The sequence below is a fragment of the Nisaea sp. genome (assembly GCF_040217065.1).
GTDB lineage: Bacteria > Pseudomonadota > Alphaproteobacteria > Thalassobaculales > Thalassobaculaceae > Nisaea.
This window is the reverse complement of the sequence record NZ_JAVJNX010000006.1, coordinates 138,839-150,529: the sequence shown is the minus strand read 5'-3', so window position 1 is coordinate 150,529 and position 11,691 is coordinate 138,839. Positions and strand designations below refer to the sequence as shown.

Here is an 11,691-nt window from a genome sequence, read left to right as displayed (position 1 = left end):
CGAGATGGTGATGCCGGGCGACAATATCGCCATGACGGTGCAGCTGATCGCACCGATCGCGATGGATGAAGGCCTGCGTTTCGCGATCCGCGAAGGCGGCCGCACCGTCGGCGCCGGCGTCGTCGCCAAAATCATCGAATAGAGCTGGTTCACGGGGCTCGGATACCGAGCCGGAGAATGAAGAATATGGACAGTCAGAACATCAGAATTCGCCTCAAGGCGTTCGACCATCGGATCCTCGACCAGTCGACCGGCGAAATCGTGAACACGGCGAAGCGCACCGGCGCGCAGGTCAAGGGCCCGATCCCGCTGCCGACCCGTATCGAGCGCTTCACCGTTCTTCGCGGTCCGCACATCGACAAGAAGAGCCGTGAGCAATTTGAAATCCGCACACACAAGCGGGTTCTGGACATCGTCGACCCGACCCCGCAGACGGTCGACGCTCTGATGAAGCTCGATCTCGCGTCCGGTGTTGACGTCGAAATCAAGCTCTAACGCTGAAGGAATAGATTCATGCGTTCCGGAGTAATCGCACAGAAGATGGGCATGACCCGTGTGTTCACCGAGACAGGTGATCATGTGCCGGTCACCGTCCTGAAGATGGACAGCTGCCAGGTGGTAGGTGTTCGAACCGAAGAGAATGACGGCTACAGCGCCGTGCAGCTCGGCGTTGGCGCAGCCAAGGTCAAGCGCGTCAGCAAGCCGATGCGCGGCCATTTCGCGAAAGCGAAGGTCGAGCCGAAGCGCAAGCTGGCCGAGTTCCGTGTCAGCGCCGACGCTCTGCTTGAGGTTGGCGCGGAAATCACCGCGGACCATTTTGTTGCCGGTCAGAAGGTCGACGTCGTCGGCACCTCGATCGGTAAGGGTTTCGCCGGTGCCATGAAGCGGCACAATTTCGGCGGCATGCGCGCCAGCCACGGTGTTTCTGTCTCTCACCGCGCACACGGTTCCACGGGTAACTCCCAGGATCCGGGACGTGTGTGGAAGGGCAAGAAGATGGCCGGTCACATGGGTGACGAGCGGGTGACGACGCAGAACCTCGAAGTGGTTCAGCTCGACGCCGATCGTGGCCTGATCCTGGTCAAGGGATCCGTACCGGGCGCCAAGGGCGGCTGGGTTCTGATCTCCGATGCCGTCAAGGCGAAGCTGCCTGAAAACCTTCCGTTCCCGGGTGCCGTTCGTGCGCCGGCCGCGGAAGAGGTTGCCGAGCCGGAAGTTGTCGAAGCCGCTGCTGACGCACCGGCCGAAGCCGAAGTCTCGGCCGACGACAACGCCGAGAACAAGGACTGAGGGTCATGAAGCTTCCTGTAACGACACTCGACAACAAGAAGTCCGGCGACATTGAAGTCGCGGACTCCGTGTTCGCCGTCGAGCCGCGCCGGGACATCCTGGCCCGTGTGGTGAACTGGCAGCTGGCCAAGCGCCGGGCCGGTACCCACGCGACCAAGACCATCTCCCAGGTCAGCGGCACGACAAAGAAGCCGTTCAAGCAGAAGGGCACAGGTCGTGCCCGTGCCGGCTCGCTGCGGGCTACCCAGTATCGCGGCGGCGGCATCTCCCATGGTCCGATCTCCCGTGACCACGGCTTTGCCCTGCCGAAGAAGGTCCGCAAGCTCGGCATGCGCTCTGCGCTGTCGGCCAAGCAGGCCGAAGGCAAGCTGATCGTCATCGATGATGCGACCGGCGAGACCAAGACCAAGGAACTGGCCAAGAAGCTCGGTGTTCTCGGTTGGAAATCGGTCCTGATCATCGGCGGCAGCGCCCTCGACGAGGGCTTTGCCCGGGCGGCGCGGAACATCCCGAATGTGGATGTGCTGCCGGAGCAGGGCGCGAACGTCTATGACATTCTCCGCCGGGATACCCTGGTCCTGACCAAGGCCGCGGTGGAAAGCCTGGAGGCTCGCCTGAAATGAGCATGCGCCCTTACAACACCAAGCAGGTTCGGCTGAGCGACGCCCGTGTGTACGACATCATCGTCCGCCCGATCGTCACCGAGAAATCCACTCTCGGCGCACAGTTCGGACAGGTGACTTTCGAAGTTGCCATCGACGCGACCAAGCCCGAGATCAAGGTGGCTGTCGAAAAGCTGTTCGAACGCAAGGTTAAAGCCGTCAACACCGTGCTGACAAAAGGCAAGGTGAAGCGCTTCCGCGGCCGGATCGGCAAGCGGTCGAACTACAAAAAGGCGATCGTCACTTTCGAGGACGGTCAGGATATCGACGTTACGCAGGGGGTCTGATCCATGGCGTTGAAGACATTCAATCCGACGACGCCGTCCCAGCGCGAACTGGTGATCGTCGATCGTTCGGAACTCTGGAAAGGCAAGCCGGTCAAAGCTCTGACCCGCGGTCTGACCAAGTCCGGCGGACGGAACAATACAGGTCGCACCACTTCTTTCTGGCGTGGCGGCGGACATAAGCGTAAATACCGCATCATCGACTTCAAGCGCCGCAAGTTCGACGTGGCGGGAACGGTCGAGCGGCTTGAATACGATCCGAACCGGACCGCGTTCATTGCGCTGATCAAATACGATGACGGCGACATCGCCTACATCCTGGCTCCGCAGCGTCTCAGCGTCGGCGACAAGATCATCGCCGCAGAGCGCGCGGACATCAAGCCGGGCAACGCGATGCCGCTGAAGAGCATTCCGGTCGGCACGATCGTCCACAATGTGGAGTTCAAGCCGGGCAAGGGTGGGCAGATCGCCCGTTCTGCAGGGACCTATGTTCAGATCGTCGGTCGTGACCAGGGCTATGCCCTTCTGCGTCTCACCTCCGGTGAAGTGCGCATGGTGCGCGGCGAGTGCATGGCGACTGTCGGTGCGGTGTCAAACCCGGATCAGCAGAACATCAAGCTCGGCAAGGCGGGACGCTCCCGTTGGCTCGGCAAACGCCCGCACGTTCGCGGTGTGGTGATGAACCCGGTTGATCACCCGCATGGCGGTGGTGAAGGCCGGACCTCTGGCGGTCGCCATCCGGTGACCCCGTGGGGCAAGCCGACCAAAGGCAAGCGTACGCGCAACAACAAGAAAACCGATCGCCTTATTGTGCGTCGGCGACGTAAGTAAGAGGAGATAGACGTTGGCACGTTCTGTTTGGAAGGGCCCGTTCGTTGACGGGTATCTCCTGAAGAAGTCCGATGCGTCGCGCGCGTCTGGTCGTAACGAGGTCATCAAGACCTGGTCTCGCCGATCGACGGTTTTGCCGCAGTTCGTCGGGCTGACCTTCGGGGTTCACAATGGCCACAAATTCATCCCGGTCCTCGTGACCGAGAACATGGTCGGGCACAAACTCGGCGAATTTTCGCCGACGCGGACTTATTACGGCCACACGGCCGATAAGAAGTCGCGGCGCTAGGGACTGGAGCAGAGACCATGGGCAAGAGTGCGGCCGAACGGCGGCTGGACGATACCGAGGCGCAAGCGGTGCTCCGCAATGTGCGGGTGAGTCCGCAGAAGTTGAACGTCGTTGCGCAGATGATCCGCGGCATGGATGTGGAAAAGGCCCTTGCGGCCCTGACCTTCTCCCGCCGGCGTATCGCAAACGACGTGAAGAAGCTTTTGCAGTCCGCGATCGCGAACGCTGAGAACAATCATCAGCTTGATGTCGACCGGCTTTTCGTTAAGGAAGCTCACGTCGGCAAGAGCATCGTCATGAAGCGCTTCCGTCCGCGGGCGCGGGGGCGTGTCGGCAAAATCATGAAGCCGTTCTCGCACCTGACCGTTGTCGTGCGCGAGCGCGGGGAGACCGAATAATGGGTCATAAAGTTAATCCGATCGGGCTTCGCCTGGGCATCAACCGGACGTGGGATTCACGCTGGTTCGCGGCCAAGGATTATGGCGATCTGCTGCATGAAGACATTCGTATGCGCCGGTATCTCCATAAGCGCCTGGCGCAGGCCGGTGTTTCCCGGATCGTCATCGAGCGTCCGGCGAAGCGCTGCCGCGTTGCCATCTATACCGCCCGTCCGGGCGTTGTGATCGGCAAGAAGGGCCAGGACATCGAGAAGCTCCGCCAGGATCTTTCGAAGATGGTCGGCACCGAGGTCAGCCTGAACATCCTCGAGATCCGCAAGCCGGAAATCGACGCCAAGCTGGTCGCCGACAACATCGCGCAGCAGCTGGAGCGCCGGGTTGCTTTCCGTCGCGCCATGAAGCGGGCCGTTCAGTCGGCAATGCGTCTCGGCGCCCAGGGCATCCGGATCAACTGTGCCGGTCGTCTCGGCGGTGCGGAAATCGCGCGTACCGAATGGTATCGTGAAGGCCGCGTTCCGCTGCACACGCTGCGGGCCGACATCGATTATGGCGAGTCCACCGCACAGACCACCTACGGCGCCTGCGGCGTCAAGGTTTGGGTCTTCAAAGGCGAAATTCTGGAACATGATCCGCTCGCCCATGAAAAGCGGCTGACCGACCAGCCCGGCCATCAGCGCTGAGCCGGCGATAGGATAGAGGTTTGATAGATGCTTAGTCCGAAGCGCACAAAATTCCGTAAGGCCCACAAAGGCCGGATCCACGGAAATGCAAAAGGCGGTACGACGCTTAATTTCGGCTCCTTCGGTCTGAAGGCTCTGACGCCCGCGCGCGTCACCGCCCGTCAGATCGAGGCAGCACGGCGTGCGATCACCCGTCACATCCGCCGTTCCGGCCGGGTGTGGATCCGGATTTTCCCGGATGTGCCGGTGTCGTCGAAGCCGGCGGAAGTACGTATGGGTAAGGGTAAGGGCACCCCGGAATTCTGGGTCGCCCGTGTAAAGCCCGGTCGAATCATGTTCGAGCTCGAAGGCGTTCCGCGGGACCTGGCAGAGCAGGCGTTTACGCTTGCTGCCGCCAAGCTTCCGCTTGATACGCGTTTCGTTGCCCGGCTCGGCGAATAAGGCCGCGGGAGAGAACGATGGCAAGCAAGGCAGCAACCGATCTTCGCGCCAAAACGGGCGATGAGCTGAAGACCAGTCTGGTGGACCTGAAGAAGGAGGCCTTCAACCTCCGTTTCCAGCGTGCCAATGGTCAGCTGGAAAACACTGCGCGGATGCGGCATGTGCGTCGCGAGATCGCGCGCATCAAGACCATCCTGCACGGGCAGGCCAGCGCTTAAGCGGCGCTGGATTTAGGAGACGAGAAATGCCGAGGCGAATTTTGCAGGGCACCGTGGTCAGCGACAAGGGCGAAAAATCAATCGTCGTCCGGGTCGAACGCCGCGTCATGCATCCGATCTACAAGAAGTTCATCAAGCGCTCGAAGAAATTCGCCGCGCATGACGAGCAAAACCAGTACAAGGTCGGTGACATTGTGCGTATCCAGGAATGTGCTCCGATTTCGAAGCGCAAGAACTGGACTGTCGTCGTCAGTGACGCCGGCAGCGAAGCCTAAGCGACAGGGAACGACGACATGATCCAGATGCAGTCCAACCTTGATGTCGCTGACAATTCCGGCGCACGCCGTGTTCAGTGCATCAAGGTCCTCGGTGGCTCCAAGCGCAAAGTCGCTGCCGTGGGTGATGTGATTGTGGTCTCCGTCAAGGAAGCAATTCCGCGGGGCCGCGTGAAAAAGGGTGACGTGCTGCGGGCGGTTATCGTCCGGACCGCCAAGGAAATCCGTCGTAATGACGGCTCCTCGATCCGGTTCGACAACAACGCCGCGGTGCTCATCAACAAGCAGAACGAGCCGATCGGGACACGTATCTTTGGTCCGGTGACACGTGAACTTCGGGCGAAGAAGTTCATGAAGATCGTTTCGCTCGCACCGGAGGTGCTGTGATGCCAACGAAGTTTAAAGTGAAGAAGGGCGACAAGGTCGTCGTCACCACCGGCAGGGACAAGGGAAAGACGGGCGAAATTCTGCGCGTCATCACGGATGAAAACCGTGTCCTGGTCCAGGGTGTGAACATGGTCAAGCGCCACACGCGTGCGACCCAGACCACTGCCGGCGGTATTATCGAAAAAGAAGCGCCCGTTCATGTTTCGAACGTTGCGCATATCGACCCGAAATCCAACGAGCCGACGCGCGTCGGGATCCGTACTCTCGAGGATGGCCGCAAGGTCCGCTTCGCGAAACGGTCCGGCGAAGTGCTCGACGCTTAAGCGCGCTCGAAACGAGGCTAGACATGTCGCGATTAAAAGAAGTTTACGAAGCCGAGATCAAGCCGGGAATGTTGACGGAGTTCAAGTACGCGAACCCGATGATGTGCCCGTCGATCGAGAAAGTCGTCGTCAATATCGGCGTCGGTGAGGCGGTGCAGGATTCCAAGCGGGTTAAAGCCGCCGCGGATGAACTCGCCCTGATCACCGGTCAGCGTCCGATTGTGACCCGCGCGAAGAAGTCGATTGCCGGCTTCAAGCTCCGCGAGGGCATGCCGATCGGCTGTAAAGTCACCCTCCGCCGCGAACGGATGTACGAGTTCCTGGATCGTCTGGTGAACATCGCCCTGCCGCGCGTGCGTGACTTCCGTGGTCTCAGCCCGAAAAGCTTTGACGGACGCGGCAACTATTCGATGGGCCTGAAAGAGCAGATCGTGTTCCCGGAAATCGACTACGACCGAGTCGACCACATCCGGGGCATGGAGATCGTCGTGGTGACGACTGCCAATACAGATGATGAGGCGCGCGAACTGCTGCGTCGCTTTAACTTCCCGTTCGTGAACTGATCGGGCTGGAGAAGAGTCATGGCGAAGAAAAGCGCGATTGAAAAGAACAAGAGCCGCGGAAAGCTGGTTCAGCGGGATGCCGGAAAGCGGGAGCGCCTCAAGGCGATTGCCAGCGACAAGGATCTCCCGCTGGAAGAGCAGTTCAAAGCACGTCTGAAGCTGAGCGAACTGCCGCGTAACGGTGCGAAGGTCCGTCTTCGCAATCGCTGCGAGATCAGCGGTCGCCCGCGCGGTTACTACCGCAAGCTCAAGATGTCCCGTATTGCCCTGCGTGATCTCGGCTCGATTGGCCAGATCCCGGGCATGGTTAAGTCTAGCTGGTAAGAGAGGAGTCTGACAGTGACGATGAGTGATCCTCTCGGGGACATGCTGACCCGAATCCGGAACGGCCAAACTGCTGGTAAAAGCGTTGTGGTTAGCCCGGCATCGCAAATGCGGAGCAATGTGCTGGAAGTGCTGATGCGCGAAGGTTTTATTCGTGGCTACACCAGCGCCGAAGTACGCAAGGGCATTGGCGAGCTTAAAATCGAACTGAAGTACCATGACGGCGAGCCGGTCATTCGCGAGATCCATCGCGTTTCCCGCCCTGGCCGCCGGGTGTACTCAAAGATCAAGGATCTGCCGCGGTGCTACAACGGTCTGGGTATCCAGATCCTGTCGACCCCGCGCGGCATTCTTTCCGACAACGAGGCCCGCGCTGCCAATGTTGGTGGTGAAGTCCTCTGCAAGGTATTCTGATCGGAGTCGGGAAAATGTCACGTATTGGTAAAAACCCGGTCGCTCTTCCGAGCGGCGTCACCGTCGAAATCGGCGCGGACGCCTTCTCTGCGAAGGGCAAACTCGGCCAGCTTTCTGTTCCGCTCAGCGATGCAGTTGACATCATGATCGAGGACAGCCTGGTCACCGTGAAGCCGAAGAACGCGTCCAAGCGCTCCCGGGCGATGTGGGGCACCATGCGTGCCCGCGTCCAGAATGCTGTGACCGGCGTTTCGGATGGCTTCACGATCAACCTTGAAATCAACGGCGTCGGTTATCGTGCGGCGGTCGAGGGCAAGAACCTCGTGCTGACCCTCGGTTTCAGCCACCCGGTGAACTATCCGATCCCGGAAGGCATCACCATGAAGTGTGAGCGTCCGACGGCGATTTCAATCCATGGTGCCGACAAGCAGCAGGTTGGTCAGATCGCGGCGGAAATCCGCGGGTATCGTCCGCCGGAGCCGTTCAAGGGCAAAGGCGTCAAGTACGCTACCGAGACCGTCCTCCGCAAGGAAGGCAAGAAGAAGTAAGGATTCGTGGCATGCTGACATCAAAACAACTCTTCCAGCGTCGCCGCCAGCGGACCCGTGCCGCGCTGCGCGCCAAGACCAACGGCAAGGCCCGGCTCTCTGTATTCCGGTCCTCCAAGAACATCTATGCTCAGGTCATCGACGACCTGAAGGGCGAGACCCTGGTGAGCGCATCTTCTCTCGAGAAGGCACTGCGCGAACAGCTGAAGACGGGCGCGGACAAGGCTGCGGCTGCCGAAATCGGCAAGCTGATCGGCGAACGCGCGGTGGGCAAGGGCGTCACAGACGTCGTGTTCGACCGCGGCGGGTACCGGTATCATGGACGCGTCAAGGCTCTCGCCGACGCGGCTCGTGAAGCCGGACTGAAGTTCTAGAAAGGGCCGGGACATGGCACGAGGCGAAAGAAGAGATCGCGACACGCGCGAAGATCCGGAACTGGTTGAAAAGCTGGTCGGTATCAACCGCGTCGCGAAGGTTGTTAAGGGTGGCCGCCGGTTTGGCTTCGCCGCCATCGTGATCGTCGGTGACGGTCGTGGTCGCGTCGGCTACGGTGCGGGCAAGGCCCGTGAAGTGCCGGAAGCGATCCGCAAGGCGACCGAACAGGCGAAGCGCGGCATGGTCCGCGTGCCGCTGCGCGAAGGTCGCACGCTGCATCACGATATTGGCGGGCGTTTCGGCGCTGGTCACGTGATCCTGCGGTCCGCACCGGCTGGTACCGGCATCATTGCCGGCGGCCCGATGCGCGCGATCTTTGAAGCGCTGGGAATGCAGGACGTGGTGGCGAAATCCACCGGGACCTCCAACCCGCACAACATGATCAAGGCCACTTTCGAAGCCCTGAAAAACGTCAGGTCTCCGCGGGCTGTTGCAGCCAAGCGCGGCAAGAAGGTTGCCGAGATCTTCGGCCGGGCGGCTGGTGAAGCCGAAGCGGCTCAGGCCTAAGGACGGAGAAGAGCCATGGCGGCGACGAAGAAAAAAGGGGCCAAGACGGTCACGGTCACCCAGACCGGAAGCCCGATCGGCCGGACCAAGGACCAGGAACAGACCCTGGTCGGCTTGGGCCTGAACAAAATGCACCGCACGCGTACTCTGGAAGATACTCCGGCTGTCCGCGGCATGATCGGCAAGGTCGCTCACCTGCTGCGCGTCGAAGACGCGTCGTAAGGCGACCAGGCAGAACATTTAGGCGATCCGGTCTTAATCCGGAACGAGGGCAAGAACGATGAAACTGAACGAACTTCGCGACAATCCGGGCGCGCGCCAGCCGGCCAAACGGGCCGGTCGTGGCGCCGGTTCTGGCCTCGGCAAGACCGCCGGCAAGGGTCACAAGGGCCAGAGCGCACGCTCCGGTGTGGCCATCAACGGCTTCGAGGGTGGCCAGATGCCGATCCATCGGCGTCTGCCGAAGCGCGGCTTCAAGAATCCGTTCCGCAAGGAATTCGCGCCGGTGAATGTCGGTTCGATCCAGGAGGCGATCGACGCCGGCAAGCTGGACGCAAAGAAGACGATCGATGCCGCTGCCCTTCAGGCCGCCGGTCTGGTCGGCCGTGTGCGTGACGGCGTGCGCCTGCTTGCAAATGGCGAGCTGAAAGCCAAAGTGAAGGTGGATGTTTCCGGTGCTTCCGCAGCTGCTGTCGCAGCCGTTGAAAAGGCCGGCGGCTCTGTGACGGTCGCGGTATCTGCCGCGAAGCCGGCTGAAGAGGCGGGCGACTCCTCCACCGACTGATTGGGTTCAGCGAAATGGCTTCCAGCGCCGAGCAATACGCGTCATCGATCAACTTCGGGGCCTTCGCGAAAGCGGCGGAACTCAAGAAGCGCATCTGGTTCACACTGGGTGCGTTGATCATTTACCGACTCGGGACCTATATCCCGATTCCGGGCATCGACCCCGTCGTGCTGGAGCAGATCTTCCAGCAGAATTCCGGCGGCATCCTCGGCATGTTCGACATGTTCGCGGGCGGCGCCCTGGGCCGGATGACGATTTTCGCGCTGAACATCATGCCGTACATTTCCGCGGCCATCATCATGCAGCTGATGACCGCGGTATCCCCCAGCCTCGATACCCTGAAAAAGGAAGGCGAGGCCGGGCGCAAGAAGATCAACCAGTACACCCGTTACCTGACGGTTCTGCTGGCGGCGGTCCAGGCCTACGGCATTGCCAGCGGTCTTGAATCCATGGCCGACGGTACGGCTGTCGGCAACCCGGGATATTTCTTCCGGGCGACGGCGGTCATCACGCTGGTCGGCGGTACTGTCTTCCTGATGTGGCTGGGCGAGCAGATCACCGCCCGCGGCGTCGGCAATGGTATTTCCCTGATCATCTTTGCCGGTATCGTCGCGCAGCTGCCGACGGCGCTTGTCGGGATGCTCGAGCTTGGCCGTACCGGTGCGCTGTCCGCCCTTGTGATCCTGATGATCATGATCATGGCTGTCGCGGTCATTGCCGGCATCGTGTTCATCGAGCGCTCCCAGCGCCGGATCACCGTGCAGTATCCGAAGCGTCAGGTCGGCAACCGGATGTTCGGTGGCGAGAATTCGCACCTGCCGCTGAAGATCAACGTTGCCGGAGTGATCCCGCCGATCTTCGCCAGCTCGCTGCTGCTGATGCCGGTCACGGTCGCGCAGATGAGCGCTGCAGGCGGCGGCGGCCCGGAATGGCTCGCCACATTCACGGCGATGGTTGGCCGGGGGCAGCCGCTCTATCTGGCGATCTTCGTCAGCCTGATCGTGTTCTTCGCCTTCTTCTACACCGCGATTGTGTTCAATCCGGCTGATACTGCAGACAACCTGCGCAAATATGGCGGCTTCGTGCCGGGTATCCGTCCGGGCAAGAATACCGCCGACTATCTCGACTATGTGCTGACCAGGCTGACGGTGGTGGGCGCCGCCTATCTCGCGGCGATCTGTATCCTGCCGGAGATCCTGATCAGCCAGTATCAGGTACCCTTCTATTTCGGGGGAACGAGCCTTCTCATCGTGGTGACGGTGACGATGGATACTGTGAGCCAGGTTCAGTCGCATCTTCTGGCGCACCAGTATGAGGGCCTGATCAAGAAATCAAAGTTGCGGGGGAAACGTAGATGAACTTGATACTGCTCGGCCCTCCGGGCGCTGGAAAGGGCACCCAGGCAAAGCGCCTGGAAGAGAAATTCAATATCATCCAGCTCTCGACAGGCGACATGCTCCGGGCAGCGATTGCCTCGGGCAGTGACGTCGGTCTGAAGGCAAAGAGCATTATCGATTCCGGCGGACTGGTCTCCGACGACGTGATGGTTCAGATGATTTCCGAGCGCGTGGATCAGGAAGACTGCAAGAACGGTTTCATCCTCGATGGTTTCCCGCGCACCGTGGCCCAGGCGGAAGCGCTGGACATCATGCTGGCGGAGAAAGGCCTGAAGATCGATCACGTGATCGAGCTGAAGGTCGACGAGAATATCCTGTTCGATAGGATCCGGTCCCGCATCGCGGAGACCCCGGAAGCCGAACGCCGCAGTGACGACACCGAAGAGACGCTGCGGACGCGGCTCGCGGTGTTCAGGGAACAGACCGCTCCGATCATTCCGTATTATGCGGATCTCGGGGCATTGAAGAGTGTGGACGGAATGGCGTCCATTACTGAAGTGAGTGATCAGATCGACACCATTGTGGCGGCCTGATCGATCGTATAGAAGGTGCGGGTAAACCGGTTGACTCGGCAATTCGGTTGCGTATAATCCGCGCCCTCGGTTTCAGTGAAACCGGGCGCACTTGCTCGTGCGGATTTT

24 protein-coding genes are annotated in these 11,691 nt (G+C 60.7%); all 24 read left to right on the top strand.

Annotated elements, in window-relative coordinates; genetic code table 11:
- Nucleotides 1-142, top strand: a 142-nt coding sequence (locus RH950_RS09015) for an EF-Tu C-terminal domain-related protein (RefSeq protein ID WP_502889754.1), incomplete at its 5' end; no start/stop codon positions are given.
- A 44-nt stretch (nt 143-186) separates the two neighbouring features.
- Nucleotides 187-495: a 30S ribosomal protein S10 gene (gene rpsJ, locus RH950_RS09010; protein WP_028466776.1), complete on the top strand. Its 309-nt coding sequence runs from the start codon at nt 187-189 to the stop codon at nt 493-495.
- Nucleotides 496-513: 18 nt separating this feature from the next.
- The gene (gene rplC, locus RH950_RS09005; protein WP_350055858.1) at nt 514-1,290 is read left to right on the top strand and encodes a 50S ribosomal protein L3; all 777 of its coding nucleotides are present in this window, start codon (nt 514-516) and stop codon (nt 1,288-1,290) included.
- Nucleotides 1,291-1,295: 5 nt separating this feature from the next.
- Entirely contained in the window at nt 1,296-1,913 is a 618-nt protein-coding gene (rplD, locus tag RH950_RS09000) for a 50S ribosomal protein L4 (protein WP_350055856.1), read from the top strand.
- A gap of 2 nt (nt 1,914-1,915) precedes the next feature.
- Nucleotides 1,916-2,239, top strand: coding sequence for a 50S ribosomal protein L23 (locus RH950_RS08995; protein WP_350055872.1), 324 nt, complete (start codon nt 1,916-1,918; stop codon nt 2,237-2,239).
- Between the two features lie 3 nt (nt 2,240-2,242).
- On the top strand, nt 2,243-3,067 hold the full coding sequence (gene rplB, locus RH950_RS08990; protein WP_350055854.1) for a 50S ribosomal protein L2: 825 nt from the start codon (nt 2,243-2,245) through the stop codon (nt 3,065-3,067).
- A 13-nt stretch (nt 3,068-3,080) separates the two neighbouring features.
- Complete coding sequence (gene rpsS / locus RH950_RS08985; RefSeq protein ID WP_350055852.1) at nt 3,081-3,356, top strand: 30S ribosomal protein S19; 276 nt, start codon at nt 3,081-3,083, stop codon at nt 3,354-3,356.
- Between the two features lie 17 nt (nt 3,357-3,373).
- Entirely contained in the window at nt 3,374-3,754 is a 381-nt protein-coding gene (gene rplV, locus RH950_RS08980) for a 50S ribosomal protein L22 (protein WP_350055850.1), read from the top strand.
- Nucleotides 3,754-4,434 carry a 30S ribosomal protein S3 gene (gene rpsC, locus RH950_RS08975; protein WP_339852228.1) on the top strand — a complete coding sequence of 227 codons (681 nt, stop codon included), beginning with the start codon at nt 3,754-3,756 and terminating at the stop codon, nt 4,432-4,434. The genes rplV and rpsC overlap by 1 nt, the downstream gene beginning before the upstream one ends.
- 27 nt (nt 4,435-4,461) lie before the next feature.
- The gene (gene rplP / locus RH950_RS08970; protein ID WP_350055848.1) at nt 4,462-4,875 is read left to right on the top strand and encodes a 50S ribosomal protein L16; all 414 of its coding nucleotides are present in this window, start codon (nt 4,462-4,464) and stop codon (nt 4,873-4,875) included.
- 17 nt (nt 4,876-4,892) lie between these two features.
- Nucleotides 4,893-5,093 carry a 50S ribosomal protein L29 gene (gene rpmC, locus RH950_RS08965; RefSeq protein ID WP_350055846.1) on the top strand — a complete coding sequence of 67 codons (201 nt, stop codon included), beginning with the start codon at nt 4,893-4,895 and terminating at the stop codon, nt 5,091-5,093.
- 26 nt (nt 5,094-5,119) lie between these two features.
- Nucleotides 5,120-5,368 carry a 30S ribosomal protein S17 gene (rpsQ, locus tag RH950_RS08960; RefSeq protein ID WP_350055844.1) on the top strand — a complete coding sequence of 83 codons (249 nt, stop codon included), beginning with the start codon at nt 5,120-5,122 and terminating at the stop codon, nt 5,366-5,368.
- An 18-nt stretch (nt 5,369-5,386) separates the two neighbouring features.
- The gene (gene rplN, locus RH950_RS08955; RefSeq protein ID WP_257767169.1) at nt 5,387-5,755 is read left to right on the top strand and encodes a 50S ribosomal protein L14; all 369 of its coding nucleotides are present in this window, start codon (nt 5,387-5,389) and stop codon (nt 5,753-5,755) included.
- Nucleotides 5,755-6,078 (top strand): 50S ribosomal protein L24, encoded by a 324-nt coding sequence (rplX, locus tag RH950_RS08950; protein WP_350055842.1) that lies wholly within the window; start codon nt 5,755-5,757, stop codon nt 6,076-6,078. Before rplN ends, rplX begins: the two co-directional genes overlap by 1 nt.
- A gap of 23 nt (nt 6,079-6,101) precedes the next feature.
- Nucleotides 6,102-6,641, top strand: a complete 540-nt coding sequence (rplE, locus tag RH950_RS08945) for a 50S ribosomal protein L5 (protein WP_350055840.1) — start codon at nt 6,102-6,104, stop codon at nt 6,639-6,641.
- Nucleotides 6,642-6,659: 18 nt separating this feature from the next.
- Nucleotides 6,660-6,965, top strand: a complete 306-nt coding sequence (gene rpsN / locus RH950_RS08940; protein ID WP_350055838.1) for a 30S ribosomal protein S14 — start codon at nt 6,660-6,662, stop codon at nt 6,963-6,965.
- 15 nt (nt 6,966-6,980) lie between these two features.
- Complete coding sequence (gene rpsH, locus RH950_RS08935) at nt 6,981-7,379, top strand: 30S ribosomal protein S8 (protein WP_350055836.1); 399 nt, start codon at nt 6,981-6,983, stop codon at nt 7,377-7,379.
- A 14-nt stretch (nt 7,380-7,393) separates the two neighbouring features.
- Nucleotides 7,394-7,927, top strand: coding sequence for a 50S ribosomal protein L6 (gene rplF, locus RH950_RS08930; RefSeq protein WP_350055834.1), 534 nt, complete (start codon nt 7,394-7,396; stop codon nt 7,925-7,927).
- An 11-nt stretch (nt 7,928-7,938) separates the two neighbouring features.
- A complete protein-coding gene (gene rplR / locus RH950_RS08925) occupies nt 7,939-8,301 on the top strand; it encodes a 50S ribosomal protein L18 (RefSeq protein ID WP_350055832.1) in 363 nt (120 codons plus the stop codon).
- A gap of 13 nt (nt 8,302-8,314) precedes the next feature.
- The gene (gene rpsE, locus RH950_RS08920) at nt 8,315-8,869 is read left to right on the top strand and encodes a 30S ribosomal protein S5 (protein ID WP_350055830.1); all 555 of its coding nucleotides are present in this window, start codon (nt 8,315-8,317) and stop codon (nt 8,867-8,869) included.
- A gap of 15 nt (nt 8,870-8,884) precedes the next feature.
- Nucleotides 8,885-9,091 carry a 50S ribosomal protein L30 gene (rpmD, locus tag RH950_RS08915; RefSeq protein ID WP_350055828.1) on the top strand — a complete coding sequence of 69 codons (207 nt, stop codon included), beginning with the start codon at nt 8,885-8,887 and terminating at the stop codon, nt 9,089-9,091.
- Between the two features lie 58 nt (nt 9,092-9,149).
- Entirely contained in the window at nt 9,150-9,653 is a 504-nt protein-coding gene (rplO, locus tag RH950_RS08910; protein WP_350055826.1) for a 50S ribosomal protein L15, read from the top strand.
- Between the two features lie 14 nt (nt 9,654-9,667).
- Complete coding sequence (secY, locus tag RH950_RS08905) at nt 9,668-11,011, top strand: preprotein translocase subunit SecY (RefSeq protein WP_350055824.1); 1,344 nt, start codon at nt 9,668-9,670, stop codon at nt 11,009-11,011.
- Nucleotides 11,008-11,583, top strand: coding sequence for an adenylate kinase (locus RH950_RS08900; protein ID WP_350055822.1), 576 nt, complete (start codon nt 11,008-11,010; stop codon nt 11,581-11,583). The genes secY and RH950_RS08900 overlap by 4 nt, the downstream gene beginning before the upstream one ends.
- Nucleotides 11,584-11,691 lie beyond the last annotated feature (108 nt).